At 50.1% G+C, this 21,609-nt stretch carries 15 protein-coding genes; 8 read left to right on the top strand and 7 right to left on the bottom strand.

Going from position 1 to position 21,609, the window contains the following annotated elements:
- The first annotated feature begins 164 nt into the window (after nt 1-164).
- From J0A65_RS10520 to J0A65_RS10540, 5 genes are all read left to right on the top strand, one after another.
- Nucleotides 165-2,234 (top strand): S9 family peptidase, encoded by a 2,070-nt coding sequence (locus tag J0A65_RS10520; protein WP_206594133.1) that lies wholly within the window; start codon nt 165-167, stop codon nt 2,232-2,234.
- Nucleotides 2,235-2,419: 185 nt separating this feature from the next.
- The gene (locus tag J0A65_RS10525; RefSeq protein ID WP_206594134.1) at nt 2,420-3,433 is read left to right on the top strand and encodes an efflux RND transporter periplasmic adaptor subunit; all 1,014 of its coding nucleotides are present in this window, start codon (nt 2,420-2,422) and stop codon (nt 3,431-3,433) included.
- A 59-nt stretch (nt 3,434-3,492) separates the two neighbouring features.
- Nucleotides 3,493-4,206, top strand: coding sequence for an ABC transporter ATP-binding protein (locus J0A65_RS10530; RefSeq protein WP_206594135.1), 714 nt, complete (start codon nt 3,493-3,495; stop codon nt 4,204-4,206).
- Nucleotides 4,203-5,360, top strand: coding sequence for an ABC transporter permease (locus J0A65_RS10535; protein ID WP_206594136.1), 1,158 nt, complete (start codon nt 4,203-4,205; stop codon nt 5,358-5,360). Before J0A65_RS10530 ends, J0A65_RS10535 begins: the two co-directional genes overlap by 4 nt.
- Nucleotide 5,361: 1 nt before the next feature.
- Nucleotides 5,362-6,546, top strand: a complete 1,185-nt coding sequence (locus J0A65_RS10540) for an ABC transporter permease (RefSeq protein ID WP_206594137.1) — start codon at nt 5,362-5,364, stop codon at nt 6,544-6,546.
- Between the two features lie 213 nt (nt 6,547-6,759).
- Here J0A65_RS10540 and J0A65_RS10545 read toward each other — a convergent pair whose 3' ends face one another.
- Nucleotides 6,760-7,701 carry a LysR family transcriptional regulator gene (locus tag J0A65_RS10545; RefSeq protein WP_232849873.1) on the bottom strand — a complete coding sequence of 314 codons (942 nt, stop codon included), beginning with the start codon at nt 7,699-7,701 and terminating at the stop codon, nt 6,760-6,762.
- 100 nt (nt 7,702-7,801) lie between these two features.
- Here J0A65_RS10545 and J0A65_RS10550 point away from each other — a divergent pair, with 100 nt between their 5' ends.
- The 3 genes from J0A65_RS10550 to J0A65_RS10560 all read left to right on the top strand — a co-directional run bounded on the left by J0A65_RS10550 (nt 7,802) and on the right by J0A65_RS10560 (nt 10,067).
- Entirely contained in the window at nt 7,802-8,923 is a 1,122-nt protein-coding gene (locus J0A65_RS10550) for an FAD-dependent monooxygenase (RefSeq protein WP_206594138.1), read from the top strand.
- Nucleotides 8,924-9,091: 168 nt separating this feature from the next.
- The gene (locus J0A65_RS10555) at nt 9,092-9,574 is read left to right on the top strand and encodes a DUF2267 domain-containing protein (protein WP_206594139.1); all 483 of its coding nucleotides are present in this window, start codon (nt 9,092-9,094) and stop codon (nt 9,572-9,574) included.
- Between the two features lie 10 nt (nt 9,575-9,584).
- Nucleotides 9,585-10,067 carry a cupin domain-containing protein gene (locus tag J0A65_RS10560; protein ID WP_206594140.1) on the top strand — a complete coding sequence of 161 codons (483 nt, stop codon included), beginning with the start codon at nt 9,585-9,587 and terminating at the stop codon, nt 10,065-10,067.
- Nucleotides 10,068-10,190: 123 nt separating this feature from the next.
- Here J0A65_RS10560 and J0A65_RS10565 read toward each other — a convergent pair whose 3' ends face one another.
- The 6 genes from J0A65_RS10565 to J0A65_RS10590 all read right to left on the bottom strand — a co-directional run bounded on the left by J0A65_RS10565 (nt 10,191) and on the right by J0A65_RS10590 (nt 21,585).
- Nucleotides 10,191-11,153, bottom strand: coding sequence for a hypothetical protein (locus J0A65_RS10565; RefSeq protein WP_206594141.1), 963 nt, complete (start codon nt 11,151-11,153; stop codon nt 10,191-10,193).
- A gap of 390 nt (nt 11,154-11,543) precedes the next feature.
- Nucleotides 11,544-13,874 (bottom strand): S9 family peptidase, encoded by a 2,331-nt coding sequence (locus J0A65_RS10570; protein ID WP_206594142.1) that lies wholly within the window; start codon nt 13,872-13,874, stop codon nt 11,544-11,546.
- 215 nt (nt 13,875-14,089) lie between these two features.
- Nucleotides 14,090-15,598 (bottom strand): tryptophan halogenase family protein, encoded by a 1,509-nt coding sequence (locus tag J0A65_RS10575; RefSeq protein ID WP_206594143.1) that lies wholly within the window; start codon nt 15,596-15,598, stop codon nt 14,090-14,092.
- Nucleotides 15,599-15,615: 17 nt separating this feature from the next.
- Nucleotides 15,616-16,632: a cupin-like domain-containing protein gene (locus J0A65_RS10580; protein ID WP_206594144.1), complete on the bottom strand. Its 1,017-nt coding sequence runs from the start codon at nt 16,630-16,632 to the stop codon at nt 15,616-15,618.
- 55 nt (nt 16,633-16,687) lie between these two features.
- Nucleotides 16,688-18,190: a tryptophan halogenase family protein gene (locus J0A65_RS10585; RefSeq protein ID WP_206594145.1), complete on the bottom strand. Its 1,503-nt coding sequence runs from the start codon at nt 18,188-18,190 to the stop codon at nt 16,688-16,690.
- 128 nt (nt 18,191-18,318) lie between these two features.
- Nucleotides 18,319-21,585 carry a TonB-dependent receptor gene (locus tag J0A65_RS10590; RefSeq protein ID WP_206594146.1) on the bottom strand — a complete coding sequence of 1,089 codons (3,267 nt, stop codon included), beginning with the start codon at nt 21,583-21,585 and terminating at the stop codon, nt 18,319-18,321.
- Nucleotides 21,586-21,609: the final 24 nt, after the last annotated feature.

Consider the following 21,609-nt stretch of genomic DNA (forward strand, 5'->3'; position numbering starts at 1 on the left):
CAAACAGACGCCGCTAGTTAGCGGCGTTTTTATTTTAACCAGAGCCTGTTGACCTTTGATCAATTGGTCTGCCCAGTCGAGTCCCTGGCCGCAAAAACTGGAGTTCACCCAGCGCGGTGAGTAAACTTGCCGCCGCTAACGCAGAAGCCAATAAAAGGTTAACAATGAAAATAACTCAATCCCTGCTGGCCCTGACTCTGGGCCTGGGCAGTGCCTGTGCACTGGCCGAAGATCGCATCAGCATCGACGATATTCCCACCCTGCAATCCGTGCTGCAAACCAGCATCAGCCCTGATGGTGAACAGATTGCCTTTACCCGTTCCGTGCCCCGCGAGTTGTACGTGGAAGAAAACGGCAGTAACTACGCCGAGCTGTATCTGGTAGATGACAAAGGCCAGGAACGCGCTTTTATCACCGGTAAGGTAAATATCGGTAAGTTGCAGTGGTCTGCCGACGGTAAACAGATTTATTTTCTGGCCAAGATGGGCGACGACAAGTTCACCAGCCTGTATCAGATTCCGGTTGATGGCGGTCAGGCCCAACGTGTGCTGAGTTTGAAAGACCGCAACATCAGCAGCTATAAGCTCGCTCCGAATAACAAACAGATTGCACTGCTAGCCAAGCCAGCGGCTGACAAGTCTGAAAAGGAGCTGAAAAAGCTCGGTTTTATGGCTGAAGTTTATGAGCTGGGCCTGACCAATCAACAGTTGTTTGTGTTGTCCTTGGACAAAGCTGGCGACAACCTTAATCCCGACGCCTTGGCCATCCAGGACTATGTGGGCGATGTAAACTGGGCCGCAGATAGTCAGTCTTTGCTGGTTAAAACTCAGCCCAGCGCGCTGATTGATGACCAGTATATGAAGTCGCAATGGCATTTGTTTGATCTGGCCAAACAGACAGTCAGCCTGTCTTTCGCTACCGAAGGTAAATTAGGCGAAGCAGAACTGTCTGCCGACGGCCGCTATATCGCTATCTTAGGTGCCCAGGACAAACATGACCCGGCTACCGGCCGTTTGTACCTGGCCGATGCTAAAAGCGGCAAAGTGCAAGACTGGCTGCCCGACTTTAAAGGCCATATCAGCGATATCGAATGGTCACACAAGACCCAGACCCTGAACTTCATCGCTGAAGTCGGCACTCAGAACTTTGTTGCCACTATCAAACCCGGTAGCAACAAGTACAAAAAGCTGGTGAAGGAAGGTCAGTTTATTGCCTCCGGCCTGAGTATCTCTGACTCAGACAAGAGTATTGCCCTGCGCGCCAACAGCTATGCCCACCCAAATGAAGTTTTTGTGATCCGTTCCGGCAAGGCCAAACGCCTGTCAGACTCCAATCCCTGGTTGGCGGAAAAGCGTCTGGCTAAGCAGGAGACGATCCGCTTTACCGCCGAAGATGGCGTGGAACTGGACGGCGTGCTGATCTACCCCCTGGACTATCAGAAAGGCACCCGCTACCCACTGATTATGTCGGTACACGGCGGCCCGGAAAGCCATGACAAAGACGGTTGGCTGACCAACTACTCGCGCCCCGGCCAAATGGGTGCAGCCCGTGGCTACGCGGTGTTCTACCCTAACTACCGCGGATCAACCGGCAAAGGCGTGGACTACTCCAAGCTGGGTCAGAACGACTATGCCGGTGAGGAATTTAACGACCTGGTGCGCTTTAAGCAGCATCTGGTTGGCATGGGCCTGGTTGACAGCAAACGCGTCGGCATCACCGGTGGTTCTTACGGTGGTTATGCTTCTGCCTGGGCTGCCACTAAGCTGACTGAGCATTTTGCCGCCAGCGTGATGTTTGTTGGCGTGACCAACCAGCTATCCAAGTTCGGTACTACAGATATTTCCAATGAGATGTTCCTGGTTCATGCGCGCTCTTACCCCTGGGATAAGTGGCAATATTACCTGGAGCGCAGCCCTATTTACTGGGCCGGCCAGTCCAAGACTCCGCTGCTGATTATGCATGGTAAGGATGACCCACGTGTTCACCCTGCACAGTCTATGGAGTTATATCGCTATATGAAAGTGCAAGGCAAGGATGTGCGCCTGGTGTACTACCCGGGTGAAGGCCATGGTAACCGCAAAGCGGCTGCGCAGTACGACTACAGTCTGCGCCTGATGCGCTGGATGGATAACTATCTAATCGATGGCAAAACTCAGATGCCTGACTACGAGATTGACCATGCTGCCAAGCTCAAGGCAGTCAAAGACAAACAAAAACCGGCCGACAAGGCCTAATTCGTAAAAGGCGCCTATGGCGTCTTTTTTATTGCTCGTTTCAGTCCTATAGCCCCGCCAATCCCGCCTTCGTAAGCCCTGTTGAACAGACAAAATGTAAAAAGTGACTTCTGGCCTATTTTTTCTTTGTTTTTAACTGTGCAATCATTGCACACAGGATGTACAAAAAAACACCGGGACTGCAGGTGAACGATAAAAGCGCGCTTCTAAAACAGTTACAGATTGATCCACAAGACAAGCACTCAGAAAAAGGTCTCAGCCTCTGGCATTTGCTGCTGGCGATATTGGCCAGCTCCGCCCTGACCTTCTGGCTGACGAGCCTGTTTGGCCAGGCTCAGCCCGCGCCGGTACAAAGCGCCACGACAGCCGTTACTCCGGCTCAGGCCGAAGACCTAAAAGCCCCACCGGCCGCGAAGGCCAAGGTTGAAAGCAACAGCATACTGAACTCTTCCGGCTACATTACCGCCCGCCGTATGGCCACGGTTTCCGCCGAGGTAATGGGTCTTATCACCGAAGTAAATGTGGAAGAAGGCATGGCAGTGCAGCAAGGTGATGTACTGGCCCGATTAGACAGCGCTCTTGCCAGCACAGCACTTAAGTTGGCGGAGGCACAAGTGCAGGCGTTGATAGCCAGACGTAACGCCTTGGCAGCTGACCTGGAAGAAGCCAAGCGCAATCAGTTGCGTATCAATAACAACAGTTATTCCAGTGAGGCCGAACGCACCGGTGCAGCAACCCGGGTGCAAAGCCTGGCGGCCAATCTGCAAAGCGCGGCGGCTGAAATTGAAGTGGCCAAACTACAAAGTCAAAGCCAGCGGGAACGCTTGGAAGACCACACCATACGCGCGCCGTTTTCCGGCGTAGTGACGGTCAAAAATGCCCAGCCTGGTGAAATTGTTGCCCCCACATCAGCCGGCGGTGGTTTCACCCGCACTGGTATTTGCACCATAGTGGATATGGACTCTCTGGAGATAGAAGTGGATGTTAATGAAGCCTTTATTGGCAGGATTAGCGCCGGTCAGCAGGTTGAAGCCACTTTGGATGCTTACCCTGACTGGCGCATCCCCGCTTCGGTGATTGCCATCATACCAACAGCCGACAGAGCCAAAGCCACAGTGCAGGTGCGTATCCGTATTGAAGAGAAAGACCCCAGAATCCTGCCGGATATGGGCGTTAAAGTGGCTTTTATGAAAAGTTGATGTCGATAGCGACGCCTATCAAACGACCAATAAATACACAGCAAAAACAGGACAACAGCATGAGTGACGACAATCTATTTGAATTAAAAGCGGTCGCTAAGCGTTTCAAAAAAGGTAAGGAAACCATCAGTATTTTTGATGACCTGAATATGACCATCAAGCGCGGCGACTTCCTGGCCATTATGGGCCCGTCTGGCTCGGGGAAGACCACCCTGCTCAACCTGCTTGGCGGAGTTGACCAGCCCACAGGCGGCGAAATTGTGTTTGACGGCGCGCGTATTGACGGCCTGAGCGAAGGCGACCTGGCCAAATGGCGGGCCAACAACATCGGCTTTATCTTTCAGTTTTACAACCTGATGCCGATGCTCAACGCCGCCAAAAACGTCGAACTACCACTGCTACTCACCAGCCTAAGCAGCAAGCAACGACAGCAACGGGTAGACACCGCACTGCAACTGGTTGGCCTGGCAGACAGGGCTAAGCATATGCCAAGCGAGATGTCCGGTGGGCAGCTACAACGGGTAGCCATTGCCCGCGCCGTGGTTTCTGACCCCAAGTTACTGCTGTGTGACGAGCCCACCGGGGATCTGGATCGCCAAACCGCCGATGAAATTCTGGAAATGCTGCAACTGCTCAACCGAGAGTTTGGCAAGACTATCATCATGGTCACCCACGATCCGGCCGCTGCCCGCCATGCCACCCATACCTTGCACCTGGATAAAGGTCAGTTTGTGGGTAAAGACGAACCGGAGTTGCAGGAGAAATCCGCATGAAGGATCTCTATCTGGTGTACAAAAACCTGACCCGCAAGAAATTGCGGCTGTTTCTCACCAGCTTCGCCATCTTTATCGCCTTCCTGATTTTCGGTGCGGTCACGGCTTTGCAGGGCGCACTGAATTCCGGGGTAGAGATGTCGGCGGATAACCGTTTGGTGGTGTTTAATAAAATCAACTTTACTCAGTCCCTGCCCTACGCCTATGTCAATAAAGTCAGTGGCATAGAAGGCGTAAACCAGGTGACATTTGCTAACTGGTTTGGCGGTTATTACCAGGAACCCGCTAATCAGGTCGTGACTATGGCCGTGGATCCTGACAGCTACTTCGAGGTGTATTCAGAGCTAGTGGTAGCCCCGGAGCAAAAAGCCAACTGGCTGCAAAATCAAGCTGGGGTAATGGTAGGCGAGCGTCTGGCTAAGGTTAATAACTGGCAGATAGGTGATCGTATTCCGGTGTCCTCGAATATCTTCTCTAACAAGAACGGCGGTCAAACCTGGGATTTAGTAGTAGAAGGCATTTTTACCGCCAGCGACCCACAAGTCGATACCGGCTATATGGTCTTTCACTACAAGTACTTTATGGAGACTCAAAGCTGGGGTGGGGATTATGTGGGCTGGATAGTCCTGACCACCGATGACCCGGCGCTTAATGAGCAAGTGGCAAACGCCATAGATGAAAGCTTCGCTAACTCCCAGGCAGAGACAGATACCAGCACGGAAAAAGCCTTTAACAAGGCCTTTATTGAACAAATTGGCAATATCGGCCTGATTATCTTTGGCGTGGTGTTTATGGCCTTCTTTACCATTCTGGTGCTGGTCGGCAATACCATGGTACTGGCCATCCGTGAGCGCACCGGCGAGATTGCCGTGCTGAAAACCCTGGGATTTTCTTCACCACGAATCTTTCGCATGATCCTCACCGAGTCCTGCCTGCTGGCCTTTATCGGCGGTTTGTTAGGTCTTGGCGCGGCTTATCTAGTGGTGGGTGCGCTCTCACAGATGATGGCACGTTTTTTACCTAACCTGGTTTTGGGGCCGGATATAGTGCTGCAGGCTTTAGGCTACATGCTACTGCTTGGTTTGATTACCGGTATTGCGCCGGCGTACCAGGCGCTGCGCCTTAACATCATCACCGCATTTGCCAGGGGGTAATATGAGTTTACTTGCACAATCCAGTGCCGTGATCGGCATGAATATTAAAAGCCTGCCCCGCCGTTTATGGATGTCACTGGCCATGGTTTTGGCCAGTGCCGTAGTGGTTGCCGTACTGCTCGCCTTTCTGGCCATGGCTAAGGGTTTTGAAGCCACCTTGCAAAGCGCTGGTCAGGAAGATGTGGCCTTTTTTATCCGTACTGGCTCTGCCGCGGAACTGAATAGCTCAGTGATGAAGGAACAGGTGGATCTACTACGTGAAGCACCAGGCATTGCCAGCGACGAAAACGGTAAACTGGTCTCACCCGAGCTGTATGTGATAGTCGACGGCACCAAAAGAAGCAGCGGCACAGATGCCAATATTCCCTTGCGGGGTATAGAGCAACAAGGGCTGGCACTGCGCAATAACTTCAAGATAGTGCAGGGGCGATTGTTTACGCCTGGTACCGATGAACTGATTGTCGGTGAAGGGGTACTGCGTCAGTTTGAAGGCTTTGAACTAGGCAAAGAAGTGCGTTTTGGCAAAAACCGCTGGACTGTGGTTGGGGTATTCAGCACCGGCGGAAATGTTTTTGAAAGTGAACTGTGGGCTGACGCCAAGGTTATCCAAACCCTGTATAACCGCGGTAGCAGCTATCAATCGGTGCGGGCGAAACTGACGGCGGATGCCAGATTGGAAGACATCCAAGCCTATATCAAAAATGAGCCACGCCTGAATCAGGAAGTACAAACAGAAGCCAACTACTTTGCCGTACAAGGCGAGGGCCTAAGCTATATGGCGATTTTCGGGCGGGTTATCAGTGCGGTGATGGCGTTAGGCGCTTTAGCTGGCGCGCTGAATACCATGTATACCTCGGTATCCGACCGGGCCAAGGAAATTGCCACCTTGCGGGCCATTGGATTTTCCAACCTGTCGGCTTTTATCGGCACCATGGCAGAAGCCCTGGTACTGGCGCTGTTTGGCGGAGTGCTGGGGGCACTGGCGGCATTCTTGCTGTTTGACGGTTTAAGTGCCTCCACCCTGGGAGGCAGCTTTACCCAAGTGGTGTTCAGCTTTGAGATGACAGGTCAGTTGGTTATGCAGGGCATTTGGCTGGCGCTGTTTATCGGCTTTATCAGCGGCTTTTTCCCTGCCTGGCGAGCCACTAGCGTACCGGTGGCGGTAGCTTTTCAATCAAGAGGATAAAAAAACCAGGGGCGGGTTTTACCCGCCCTACCCCTCACATTTGTCACCAAACTGGCTTTTTTAGTTCATCCAAAGAATCTTCGCGCTCACAGGTAAACAAACTCGTCAGGAAGGCTTCCACCTCAGCGGTGTTTAGTTCCTTCTGTTCCTGGGCACAATATAATGACCGTTAAAAAACCCCAAAACAGGTGCTGGTGGACACTGTCAGGCGCACTAGCCCTTTTGTACTTGTGCAGACCAGGACGTCCAGGCGGATGGTGGTAACGCGCTGGTTTTGTCGGTGAGAAAGTCCAACAGAGCTGTGACCTTACGAGCGGTTTTATGGCGGCCATTAAAGACTGCGTACAACACCAGATCTTCGGGATCTTTTTCCAGCACCACTTCTTGTAGCTGCCCCTGCTGGCACTCATTCTGACAACTTATCGCCGGCAAGATGGCAAATCCCAGACCAGCTAGCGCCGCTTCCTTAGCTAGGTGCGCGCTGTTTACCCGGTAGGCAGAATATACCGGCAGCGTGAAAGTCGCGCGGCCATCTTTGAATATCCAGGGCGTGCCGTTTAACGCGCTTAAACTGGTAATACAGGGTAGCTGCTTAAACCGGCCAAGGCTGAGCTGGGGGCTATAGCGGGCCACCAGATGCGGAGCCCCTACCACCCTGCTTGGCCAGCGCGCAAGTTCCTTGGCTACCCAGGCGCTATCCGGTAAGGGGCCGCGGCCGTATTGTAGTAGAAGATCCACACCATCTTCCAGCCCCTGAGTAGGCGCCAGATTGGTATCGCAGCTTAAGCTAAGCCTGGGATGTCGCACACAGAACTCTGCCAGCCACTTGGCCAATAGCGGCAAGTCCGGCATTAACAGCTTAAGGTGCCCGGCCACCTCATTACCTTGCGCGCTAATCTCCACCAGGCGGCTATCCATGGCATCCAACATAGGCAGCACTTGCTCGTACAAGGCGCTACCCGCTTCGGTGGCTGACATTCTGCGGGTGGTGCGTTCAAGTAAGCGCAAACCTAACGCCTCTTCCAGCAGCGCCACATGACGGCTGACATTGGACGACGGCAGATTCAGTGCGAAAGCCGCCTGCTTAAAGCTTTTATGTTCGAATACCTGCTTAAAACTAAACAGCCAGGCCAGTTCTATTTTCTCAAGCAGCATTAACCCACCAAACGGGATTATCAATTCAATTACCGCCAATTTATCCCATAAAAATCAGCATGAATACTATACCCTGCTATTCACTTAAGAGCTGCTCCATATGCAACAACCTAAAAAAATCGCCATTATTGGTGCCGGCGTCGCCGGTCTTGCCTTTGCTTTACTGGCCTGTCGTCAGGGCCATAAGGTGCAGGTGTTTGAACGTAAAAGACTAGACGCGCAAATGGGTGCTGGCGTTACCTTGTGGCCCAATGCCACCTTTGTACTGGCAAAAATGGACCTGCTGTCCGCGATTGAAGCCAGAAGTGGTAAGCCCGGCTGGATGCGACGTATAAGTCCTGACAATAATGAAATGACCGCACTGCCCATCGCTGAGCTTAAGCAACTCAGCGGTTTCCCCAGTTTGACTATTCTGCGTCAGGATTTAATGGCGGTGTTAATTGAGGCCTGCAAACAGGCCAATATTGCGCTGACCGATAACCAACCCATCGACCAATCCCGACTGGCAATGCTACGCCAACACTATGATTTGGTGATTGGCGCGGACGGCCGTATGCAGTCTGCCGCCCGTTATTATGTTGCGCCGCATGCCCGCCCCGTTTATCAGGGCTTTATCAATATCATTGGTATCAGCCACTATCACCAACAGACCTTTAGCCCCTCAGCCATCTTAGATTATTGTGGCGACGGGCAGCGCTTTGGCATTGTGCCGGTCAGCGATACCTGCGCCTACTGGGCTGCGGCCTGGCAAATGCCGCTTGGGGACATTGATGCCCCAGCCTTTGCGCTTCCCCGGTTAAAAGCGCGTTTTGCCCACTGGCCCGCCGCTGTGCAGTTCATGCAGGAATATGCAGAACCGCAATCTATCCGCTCCATATTTGTGCATGATTTAGACCCCCTTCCTTGCTGGTATCGACAGAATGTCTTGTTGATTGGTGATGCTGCCCATGCCTCGCTCCCCACCTCAGGCCAAGGTGCTTGTCAGGCCTTGGAAGATGCCTGGCATTTGGCAGAATGCATGACGGCAATACCCGACACCCAAAGCCTGCTGCAACAGTTTCAGCTAAGACGACAAGATAAAACCGGCCGTATTCAGCTAAGCGGCCGGGCCCTGGCCAATTTGATTTTTAACCCAGCCACCGCCAATACTCAGGCCGGCCTGGTAAAGCAGTCATTGCAGGATATTGTCAGTGTATGGATGTCGGGTTTGCCAATTAGCTGACACTAACGCTCATTTCGCACTGCACAGTTGACGGAGATTCCTGGTGGAAATGTTTAGCTTCCTGGGCCATTAGTATGCTGCCCCAAAAACATGCTACCTTGAGGCTGGAATTAAAATAGCGCGCCAGCCTTAAGGATGTTTCGCGTTGCATTACATAAGGAACTCGTTATGCCAATTCCCCCTGATTATTTTCATGCTAATCAACAATTTGAACGTTTTATGCTGGATGCTCGAGATGCAGCAGACCTGCCTACCACTAATATGGCCTGGAATATGGTGGTAGGCGTGCTAAATGCGTTTAGGTGCCGCCTAACCATTACAGACGCGCTTCGCTTTGCAAATATACTGCCTCCTGGAATTCGTGCTTTGTTTGTCGCCGACTGGGACGCTGAACAACCTCTTCGAAAGTTCACAGATCAAGAAAATCTGATCGATGAAATTAGAAGTGTACGCAGAGTGCATAACTTCTCTCCCGAGACTGCCCACCAGGCTGTTGCTATAGCGCTACGCAAGAATGTGGATGAACATAAGTTGGATGAATTTCTTAAACAAATCAGTGTACAGGCTTACCAATTCTGGTTTGTCGATGCTGATACGATGAAAAAATCACTATGCAAACGCCCTTTGCTAATTCAATGTCGGGATGAATAGGAGCGACATCATGGATAAATACCTGCTCACCAAACAGGAAATTGATGCCTTCCAGGGTATTGATAAAACCCATTTTCTAAATAAAAACGCGCAGCGGGTGAATAAGTCGCTGGGGGATTTAACCGGCCTGACCGGCTTGGGGTTTCATATTATCCAAGTGCAACCTGGCCATGAAACCACGGAGTTTCATGTCCACTATTATGAAGATGAGTGCGTTTACATTCTTGAAGGGCAGGCCGAGGCCTGGATTGGTGAGGAACGCCATAATGTCTACCCAGGCGACTTTATCGGCTACCGGGCCGGCGGCAAGCCGCATAAGCTGATAAATAATGGCAACAGCACCTTGAAATGCATTGTGGCAGGACAGCGCACCGATCATGATGTGGCCGACTACCCCCATCAGCAAAAGCGCATTTATCGCAATAAGGATATGCCATGGAATCTGGTGGATATGCAGGCGATCAGTGAACCGATAGCGGGTAAGAAAGTATAACGGTAAACAACTAGAAACAGCGGGTATGCCGTCCAATAACTGCATACCTTGATATAGAAAAGCTATCTATCAGCTCAGCCTTCGCTAATAGATAGCTTTAATTGGAAAATGAGATCTCAACTATCAGTTACATTCTACTTCCAACTCAACTTCTTCAAATTCTGAGTGAGTATCAATATAAATACCGCCATTGGAGTCAACATGGACAGTGTAAATATAGTTAGCAATCAGTCCCCCCCCAGTTACACTGCAATCATGAGTCTCCAGCCATTCCTCAACATCCACAGCTCTCCCTTCTTTAACCCCATCCTGTCTAAGCCAGAAATCCAGAGTTTTTCCTGAGGAATAAACACTGTTTGCGGTATCCATAGCAATAACTCCCGTACCGGAATCATTCAGAGTAAAGGCTACAATTGCTCCGTTCGGCAAATGATAAAAAACAGTATTGGTATCTTTTTCATACTTTGCAGTGACTTTCAGTGTACCAATTGCTACTTCAACTTCGGTCTTTAGCTGTCTAACAATACTCTGCCAAGTACTGACTTCTCCTTGAAGTATGTTTGCCTTAATATCATCAATATAGAGGCTTTGACACATCATACTGCTGTATATGTCCCCTGGGCTTAAGCAATCTCGTTCTGGTGCAGAACTAGAAGAGGATAGAGAGTTGGAGGCAACAGCACTTGGTGTATAGTTGCGATGCAGCGCGGCCAACAACTTGTGCTTTATATTAAAATATCTAAGTGCTTTTTCTGCAGCTGATTTTTGATAGTTAAAGACTTCTATTTCTGTTGCTACCACACGATCGTATGTAACACTAAGTTCATAGGTGAAATATTTATTCCGCACACCGTCGACAACAATAACACTGTATTCTTCAGCTTCTCCTGGTTCTTCTTCATTCCCCAGCTCATCCCCACCTCGACCTGAATATCTAGGTGCAACGGATTTAGCTATAGCAGCAGGGTTAGCACAATCATCACATACTTTAAGGAAATCAAACTCAGTTCCCAATGCACTTGCATTCGAAGAAAAAAACACTAGGGGTAAAATACTAAACGCCAAACAAAAAATTATTTTTTTCATAAAAGTTCCTTCTAAATTTTACTAAATCCCTCTCGCTAGGGAATCAAGAATTTATAAAAAAACATCTGACCGTCAAATGACGTTTTCGTAATCTTGTTATTCCTTTCCCTTGATTACGTTTTGCTTAGCAATTTAGCACCGCTAACTTAAAAAAATAATACCATTCATTAATCGGAGCTGTGCGCCAGGCTTTTATACTTAAACCAGTATCGAAGTGAAGATCAGCGTATTACCAAGCTGTTTGACAAAGTAAGAGACAAGCAACACTTGTTGTTCGACTCTGAAAAAGATCTGTTACTTGAAAATGGTATCTATGTTGGCGTGCTCGCGTCCTGATATTGACTAAGTATGCGGGTATGCCGTCTAGTTAACGACATACCCGCCAGCACCTTATTTAATCAGTAAGTGCTTTTCCAGAAAGGCCGCCATCATGCTGTAGTAATGCAGGGCCGTGGCCTTATCCGCACCAATATGGTGGGTACGGTTTGGATAGGCGAAAAACTCAAACTGTTTATTGTGTTTCACCAATTCATTAATCAGTTTTTCCGAGCCCTGATAATGCACATTGTCGTCACCTGTGCCATGAATCAGCAACAACTTGCCGCTCAAATCCTTGGCAAAGGTAATAGGCGAGGTATTGTCATAACTGTCAGGATCGGTATTGGGATTACCTGAATAACGTTCCTGGTAGATAGTGTCATACAGACGAATATCCGGCACGGGTGCTGAGGCAATGCCCACATGGAACTTGTCGCCATGGCGGAACAACAGATTCAGGGTAGAGCTACCGCCCCCAGAATGCCCCCAAACGCCAACTCTGTTGCTATCAATTACCGACCAACGCTTGGCCATGGCATCCAGGGCGTCTACCTGGTCACGTACTGTCACTGAGCCAATCTTCTTGTAAATCGACTTACGCCAGTCACGCCCTTTAGGTGCGCGGGTGCCGCGGTTGTCTACCGAGGCGACAATAAAGCCGCGCTGCGTCAGCAGCGATTGATACAAGTAACCACTGCCACCCCAACGGTCCTGCACTGTGGATCCCCAGGGTTCACCATAGACATAAAACACAATAGGGTACTTTTTGCTGGGATCCATATTGGCCGGGAACAGAATGTAGCCGTCCAGTTCCAAACCATCGCGGGCATTCACTTTGAAAAATTCATGGCGGGGCAAGCTTTGCTCTGCCAGTTTGGCATTTAGCTCCTGATTATCTACCAGGGTAATCACAGGAGCATGCTCGGCCACCTTGATAATCTGCTTAACCGGCGGCTGACCAAATTTGGAATAGGAATGCATGGCCCATGACGCATCATCAGACATATAGTAACTGTTGCTGCCTTCAAACTCGGCAGGGGTAACGCGTTGCGGTTTGCTGGAACCATCCAGCTTGGTGCGATACAAGTAACGCTGTGAGGGATTATCCGGTGAAGCGGTGAAGTACAGCACATTTTGCGCTTCATTCAGAGCCAGCATATCGACAATATCAAACTGACAGGGAGTCAGGTCGATAATCTGTTTTCCATCCCGAGAGACCCGATACAGATGGCGCCAGCCATCCCGCTCGCTATGCCAGATAAAGAACGAGCCGTCTTTGGACCATTTGGCTTCATAGAACCATTCCAGAAAGGCTTCGTCTTTGTCTTCCAGAATCTTGTTTAATTGATTCTGCCGCCAGTCAAACAGCCAAACCTTGTTCTGGCTTTGCGGGCGGTTCACATCCTGAATCAACAAAGTGTTGCCGTTTCCTGCCCAACTGATACGCGGAATATAGCGATCTCTGTTGTCCCCCCCAAGCTCTGCCCAGCGGGTTTTACCATCCTCGATACTGACCACCCCAACTTTCACCGCTGAATTGGTTTCTCCAGCTTTGGGGTAAGGAAAGCGAGTCAAAGTAGGATACGAGGCCTCGGTGTTGTTCAGCATGGTGAAGTACTTCACCTCGCTGGTATCCAACTGCCAGTATGCAATAGCGCGATTGTCCGGGCTCCAGCGAAAACCGTCACGGATAGAAAACTCTTCCTCATACACCCAGTCAAAGTTACCGTTTACCAGGGTGTCATTGCCATCGGTGGTAAGTGCGGTAACGGCTTTATTGCCCACCTGCTCCATGTAGATATTGTTGTCTCGTACATAAGCCACTTTGCTGCTGTCGGGAGAGAACTTAGCAAACATCAGCTTTTTCTCGGGTGGCTGTTCGCCCCCGAGCTGATAGAGTGCATTGGTGTTAAGGTTCAACAACCAAAAATCACCGCGACTACGCGAACGCCATACCCGCTCACCGTTGGTAAATACCATCAGCCACTGGCCATCCTCAGACCACTGATAGCTTTCAATGCTCAAGGGCTCTTCTGCACCTTGGGGTATCAGCTTTTCAAACGCCACCAACACCTTACGACCACTGCCATCCGGGTTGTAAAACACAATGTCATTGCCTTTTACACCGTGCTCTTCTTCATCAATCGCCGCATCGGCTTCGGCATTCTCCGGCTTTGTGGTTTTCTCTGCTTCGCGTTCTTCCAGCACGGTATAACCCGTGCCATCTTCGAGCCAGGTAAAATAGGTACTGCGTTGCTCTTTAAAGGCTTTGTCCTGGTAAATTTGCTCAAGGGTCAGAGGCGATGCGGTCGGTGTGTCCTGCTTGGCCGTTACCGAACAGCCCTGCAATGCCAAACCAGCAAAGACCGCCAGTACCAAGCCACGCGTTTTTGTAATTATCATGTTGTTCCTCAATGGCGAGCACGGGTTTTATTTTTGGCTGGCCTGCGATTTCAGGACCAACCTTGTTGCAATGCTCAGAGTAAGGCAAGTCTGGTCAGATACAAAGTCATCAGCGACAAAATAACCTAGCTTTCAGATCAGAATGAACAGTGCAGGCCTATTCGCAAAGTGACGGTGCAGAAAGACTATTTGGATATGCCCCTGCACCTGATCACCTAATCAGCTAACTTGGCCAACAAGGCGTGATGATCTTGAAAATTCAATCCGCAGCGACGGATAAAGTCATTTAGGGCGTCCATCTCCCGACGAATTATTGCTTTATCGACAGACTTGTCGGGCCTTAGTGGCGGAAACACCCCGTAACCGGCCAGCATACATGCCCATGATTTGGGCTGATAACTGCCCATCAAATTATGTTTGTACATATCTCCTACAAAGTCATGGCTGTGCTGCCACAAGTGCAGAATGTTGTTTAAGTTATCGGAGAGATGGGTGTTCGAGGCGTTATCCCGCCAATAGTCGCTATCCTGACGTTGATTGGCTTTATAGTGGCAGACAATATAATCCCTGATGCCATCAAATCTGGCATTAATGTCTTTGTTGAATTCATCCTCAAACTGGTTGCTGAAATGACCTTGCTGAAAATACTGCATAAACTGCGCAATAGTGTTAAAAGAAAGCGCAATGGCCGTAGCTTCCAGCGGCTCAATAAAGCCCTGGGATAAACCCACCGCCAAACAGTTTTTATGCCAGTGCTTCTCAACACGGCCCACTTTCATGCGCAGGTGCCTGGCTTCCACATCGGCGTCCAATAATCCCAAATGCTGCCTTAGCTCCGTTTCCGCTTGGTCGGCATCAATATAATCGCGGCTGTATACATAGCCGTTACCAAAGCGATTGCTCAGCGGGATCTTCCAGGCCCAGCCATTGGTAAGGGCAGTGGAGCGGGTTTCAACCGGCAGTCGTTCAGCGATAGCGCTTGGCATCACCACGGCCGCATCATTAAATAAGTTCTGTTTGTAACTGGTAAAGTTAACGCCCAAGCCTTGTTGCAGGAGCAATGCGTTAAACCCTGAACAGTCAATAAAGAAGTCTGCGGCTAATGACATACCATCACTGAGCTTAACAGCGCTGATATGGCCTTGTTGATTAAGCTCCACATCAGTGACATGCCCCTCAATTCTTGTCACGCCGCTACGCTGCGCCTGATCGGCGAGAAACTGCCCCAACAGGGCGGAGTCAAAGTGATAGCCGTATGCCATACCAAAAGGAAAAGACTCGGCTGGCAAAGGGCCTAAATGCTGTCTTGTCAGGTAGGTCTCCAGAAAATACTTATCGGGATGTGCATCAACAGCATAGCCCTGCATTCTGGCCTGGATATGCTTAAAAAACAGCGGCAGAGTGAACACATCGTCTATCTGCGCAGCAAAGGGATGAAAGTAAGACTCAAAGCCAGCAATGCTTGACCATTTATCAAAGGTGATGCCGTTTTTATAGGTGGCATTACACTGCGGCATCCACTGCTGGTCACTGACATTAATCGCATCAAAAAATAACTTAAGATGCGGTGTACTCCCCTCTCCTACCCCGATAATACCTATGTCTTTCGACTCAACCAGGCAGATATCAACATCCTGCCATTTAGCGGCCAACAGATTCGCCGCCATCCAACCCGCCGTGCCGCCGCCGACAATCAGTATCTTTCTGGGTTTGCTATTTAACATCACACTTTACCTGTGCCTTATTTTTGTAATTTTTTAATAAAGTAATCTTTGACGGCCCGCACATATTCAGAGGTGAGTTTGCCCAAAATATGATGCTGGTGTGACGGGATGTAAGAGACGGGATCTACGCCCTGTTTAAATAAGTAATGGTCGAACATATGGCGCCAGGCTTCACGCTGTTTGGGCGAAAGATCCCGCATGGCCAGCAAAGCCAGATTCAGACTGTCTATGGCACTAGGCGACACAGCATCAGGCGCCGATGAGCCATTCCACCAGTAGTTCATCAGTGCATTGACCTTGTCCAGCGATTCCACATGATGCCACCACAGCATAGGAATAAAGATGGCATCGCCCGCTTCAAGCTCGGCGCTAACGGCTTCAGCCTGGGCCTGTTTAAACAGGGGAAAGCGTTCAAAGTCGGGATTTTGAATATCCACCAAACTGGTGGGGGCACCGGCCGGGGTAAAATTGAGCGGACCGGGATATAAATGGCCGGTTTGCGCGGGCGGAAACAGTATAAAGCGCCGCCGCCCGGCCACTACGCAGGCAAGATTATCGGAGCCATCATAATGGGTGCTGACAATGCCCTCATTGCCAACCCATAAACGAGGGGCCAGCTGAGGGAAAAACTCGCTGTAGTTTTGCTCAATCAAGCCCGGCAAAAGGTCGTTAATCTGGGCATTCTGCATGGAGATCGCCGGGTAGACCTCTCTGTCCATTAGCTCTAGCAAGCGCCCAAGAAACAGATCAAAACGTTCCTCACCACTTAAGTAATTAACGTCTGTCATCTCGTCATTGTAATAAAAGCGCTTATTGGCTGCCGGCGGGGCCACCACCATTCTGGCCTTCTTGCCTTGGTAAAAGCTAAGCAGGTAGGCGGTAAACGCATCAGGCCCCTTGCCAGCCGACGCCACAAGCGGCCAACGTGCCGCAAAGCCACGAATGACCACTGGCTTTTGTTCGGGCACAATCTGCGCAAAAAACTGCCCGGCGGTCAGCGCCGAATATTCCGCAATCTTTTTGTATTCTGTCATGGGCGCTAGTCGCCTCCTGTCAGCAGCCAACCACCACCACTTGCCATTCCGCTATTCATAAAGCCGGGCAATGGGCCTGAAGATAATCATGGTGGCTCGGCATGTTTTGCACTTCGTGGCGGATCTGTTGGCGATTTTCATTTAGGGTTCGGGTCAGCGCATCGGAATTAAAGGCATCCAGCAGCGGGTGATACTTGTGTGGCCGCTGCTTCATCCCTTCTAAAATGGCATACCAACTATCGCTGGTAAAAAACTGCCCGGGAGTATGTTCAAGCTGCCCGCGTTTTTTGAAGACGCGGATTTTCTCTCTCACACTGTCCGGCACCGGCATATTCTGACACCAGCGCCAAAACTCACTGTCTTTGCGCCCTGATGTGCAGTAATGGAGGATAATGAAATCACGGATCTCTTCATAATCCTGGTCGATTTTTTGATTAAAACTACGCTCATTGTCCCCATCAAAATCCCGGTCCGGGAAGTGCTTGATAAAGTGCACCAGGGTTTTATACACCAAGTGAATGGCGGTTGATTCGAGCGGCTCTAAAAATCCGCCAGCAAGGCCCAGGGCAAGGCAGTTGTTATGCCAGATTTTCTTGCGTTTGCCGGTTACAAAGGGGATTACTCTGGGTTCATTCAATAGTCGGCCCTGGACGCTGCTTAATAAAGTATCCATGGCTTTGTCATCAGAACAAAACCGACTGGCAAACACATAACCATTGCCGCTTCGATGCTGTAGCGGAATAGACCAAGTCCAACCGGCCTCACGGGCTGTCGCCACAGTATAAGGAACGGGAGGCGCAACGTTTTTTGTTTGTACTGTCACCGCACGGTTGCAAGGTAAATAGTCTGACCAATCCAGATAACCTGTTTGCAGGCTTTGCTCAATAAGCAGCCCTTTAAAGCCGGTGCAATCGATATAAAAATCACTGTGAATCTCACCGCCATTGTCCAGCGCCAAGCCTTGGATAAAGGACCTATGGTCAAGAACTACCTGATTTACCGTCGCTTCAATACGGTTTACTCCGCGCTGCAAACAAAGTTCACGCAAGAAACTTGCAACCAGCGCCGCATCTAAATGCAAAGCATGCGCGTAACCGGCTTGCACCCAGTTTTGAGGCTGTAAGGGACGCAGCATAAAGCGCTGTTGCTCGGCCATGATTGCCCCGGGTGAATAATCCAGCCAGCGGGCGTCAGAGCCATCTGCCACCGACTTAAGCCAGGCCTGATAAAAATCGAAGCCATTGATGTCTTTGCCCACTCTGCCAAAAGGGTGAAAAAATTGTTCACCTGGCAATGACCAGTCATCAAAACGTATACCTAATTTAAAACTGGCTGAGGTGGCCTGAATAAACTCTTTGAGATTGATTTGGCAGGCCTGGATAAAATCCATAATGGAGGGCACGGTCGACTCACCCACCCCAATGGTGGCAATGTCGGGAGACTCCACCACAGATATTTGTATGCCACTGCCTCTTAAGGCACTGGAAAGTAAGGTGGCAGCCATCCAACCTGCAGTACCACCACCAACAACACAGATGGACGTTAAGGCATTTTGCATTATAAAAACCGAATCAGGTTAATCAGCATCCGCTGTTATCACACCAATATTCAACTCCAAGTCCTTAGCATTAAATAAACTGCGCAGTATTACTACTGCGCAGTTATTCTCGAATCGCCTTAGCGGGATCAGAAGGTTGCACGAACCGTTAATGCATAACGACGGTCACTGGTAAAGGTGAACGCATCGGTCAGCCTGCCAGCTTGGTTCTGCTGGTATTGGGTTTCGGTGTCGGCACCCAGCACATTATTCACCTGCAATCCCACCTTAACGTTTTCGTTTATGGTGTAAAACAGGCTGGCATCCATCATGCCTTGCGCTTTTGAATAAGCCGGCACGAACTCTTCCGACTCACGCAGTGTCAGCAGATATTCTGAACGCCAGGTATACGCCAGACGGAAGGAAATGTCGTCCTTCTCATACATACCGACAATATTAAAGTTCTGGTCAGAATAGCCTTGCAGAGGTAATCCGGTGAACTGACGGAATGAGTTGCGGTTATCGGTAATAGGTACACCCGCACCGTTAAACTGAATGGCTTGGGTAGGAGTCGTATTCGGATCCTCCAGGCCGTTCTGATCGATATAGGTGTAGTTAACCTGCAGACCTAAACCACTCCAGATACCCGGCAACATGTCGTAAAACTGGGAGTACGACACTTCAAACCCGCGCAATGTACCTGACCCTGTGTTATCCGGACCATAGGCAGAAATCGGATAAACCGTACCGTCAACTTCAAGCTCGGTTGAGAAACTCTTGTTGCGAATAATATTCGACAGTTTTTTGTGGAACACGCCAACCGTCAATGAGCCCGCCGGGGCAAAATACCATTCGGTGGTCAAATCCAGGTTAACTGACTTCTCCGGCTTTAAGAATGCATTACGCGCATTGGCGCTAATCTCAATGTTCTGCAGATCCACCGTGGGGTTGGTTTCTTCGTCCTTAGATTCATTGGGGTTTTGATAAACTTCCTGATAATCAAGACTCACCACCATCTTGTTGGCTGCATCCACCAGACTGGGATAATACAATCCTTCTGAGGCGCCAAATCTCACCACCACATCGTCTGTTAAGCCAAAGCTCAGGTTTAAGCTCGGCAATACCGTGGTGTAGTCCGTTCCCTTGATCGTACTGGCAAAAGACTCACCAGAGGCCAAATCGAAAATACTCGGGTATTTGCTAAGCATCACCTGATACAAGGAACCGGTTTCATCGGTGCCTCGTCTGGACGTGGAGGGTAAATTAATCCCACCGGTAGATTCCAACTGGTAGTTTACATAGCGTAAGCCAAGGTTACCTTTGACCAGAATATCGGACATCTCAACATCAAAGTCGGCGCGCACATAGAACTCGGTACGGTCGGTTTTGCTTGAGCTGATATGGCGAGGCGCAAAATGGCTGAAAGAGCGGTCGGCTAAATCTTCATAAGGCAAGGCGCAACCACCGCTTCCGTCCATGGCATTGCCCAGCGCACTCCAGGTTCCACAGGCATCACGTAAGGTTTGCTCGTAATTCTTCGCAAGGTCCATGCGAGGGAACAAGAAACTGTTGTTAGCACCAACAAAGGTATTGCCATTGTAGTGGTCAGCAAAGCTGATTCTGTCATACAACTCAGGCACGACTTGCGGCGACGCATTGTAAGAAGCCAGCGCCTGCCAAGGCGTGCCAAGCGCCTGCCAGCCCTCGTAATTGGTATCACGGACAATCAGCTCTTTCTCGGAATAATAAAGCCCGGCTTTGATGGCAGTAAATGCCCCATCCAGACTATATACAAAGTCCACTTTATAACTGTCGGAACTTGCCTCGTTATGCTCTTCCTGTTGCATACCCGATGCCAGTCGCAAAATAGGATTGGTATTCACTTCAACATCAGGAGGTGTAGAGGTATTGGCATTGAGGAATTCAATACTGGGTGTGGAGCCCCTTAAGTCCAGGAAAAATGGCGCGTTATCTCTGGTTTGATTACCGTTGATTCTGGAGGTGACCGAGTTGTTATGCACAATCTGTTCAGAATCAATATGTTGATAATCAACTACGGCGGTTAAACGGTCAGTGGCTTTGAACACCAAGTTAAACGAGGTGTCTTTTACCGTACTCTCGTTGTAGTTGTAGCGAGAGCGGAACTGCAGAGGCAACTCGGGTTCATTCTGGCGTCCAACACCAGAGGTCAGATAACCGTCAGCATCAACAGTTAAAGGGCGTCCATCCTCACTTTCATCAAACCACTGAATGGCATCTGGCGCATAAGGCAAGAAACCACGGTCACCGGAAGCGATAACATACTCGCGCCATTCCAGCGATGCCTTGGAATCAATGTGTTCCAAGGTGGCTTTAATTCTTTCATCGGCGCTTTGCCATTGCAGTGAAGCGGTAAACCCGCGGCGCTTACGGTCGTTTTCAGCGCTTGCCATGGTAAAGTTTGCTGGCGCATACCAGGTCACGCCATCGGGCTGACCTTCAAGAGCGCGTCCTTCGTACTTAGGCACATAAGCAGCCTGATCTTCTTCGCTATAGATAACCGTATCTTCAAAGCCTGCACCGCAGGCACGCCAATCTGATGCGCCAGGAATACAAGGGTTGGAATAAAGTCCGGCATGTACACCTGGACTGGGTGTACCCCACTCATCGTAGGAGAAAACATCAACGGGGCCTCGGCTGTGATAGTTGCCTAAACCAAAGCCATCACCACGGGTCCGGTACTCTGAACTGGAGGCGGCAACTAACAAGCCAAATTTGCCGGAGTCCGTGTCCCAGTTATCGGAAAACAAAGCACTAAATGACGGCGTGGTTTCTTCGCGATAATCACCGTAATTTGCTTGCGCACTCACGGCCACCAGGCGGTTATCAGAATCAAACGGCTTTCGGGTCACCAAATTTACCGTACCGGCAATGCCGCCAGAAATAAGATCCGCCGTCTGGTTCTTTACCACTTCCACGGCACCCAGCAGCTCAGCGGGGAAATCCTCGTAGCTAAGACCGCCATAAGGGTTGGCGCTAAAACTGTCACGTCCATTGATTTCACTGCGCACACGGTCTAAACCGCGCACTAAAACGCTGGTTCCTTCGTCTGCATAGTGCTTAGGGTCATCGGACGCTGCAAAGCGCTCAATAGTCACACCAGGAACACGCTGCAAAGCTTCAGTAACAGACTTATCAGGTAACGCGCCGATATCAGAAGCAGTGATGGCATCTTTTACCGTATCGGCAAAGCGCTTTATGTTCTGAGCGGTCTGCAGACTTTGGCGAATGCCGCGAACCTCAATGACTTCCGTCGACTCTTCGACATTCTGCTCTTGCACAGCAGTTTCCTGCGCATAGGCGGACATCGACAGCGAACAGGACATGGCTGCTGATATCGCTATCACCAGGCGTTTTCTCTGAAATTGACTAGACATGTTTTACCCTCAATGTGTTTCTTA

It is taken from the genome of Bowmanella yangjiangensis, assembly GCF_017255015.1.
GTDB classification, from domain to species: Bacteria; Pseudomonadota; Gammaproteobacteria; order Enterobacterales; family Alteromonadaceae; genus Bowmanella; species Bowmanella yangjiangensis.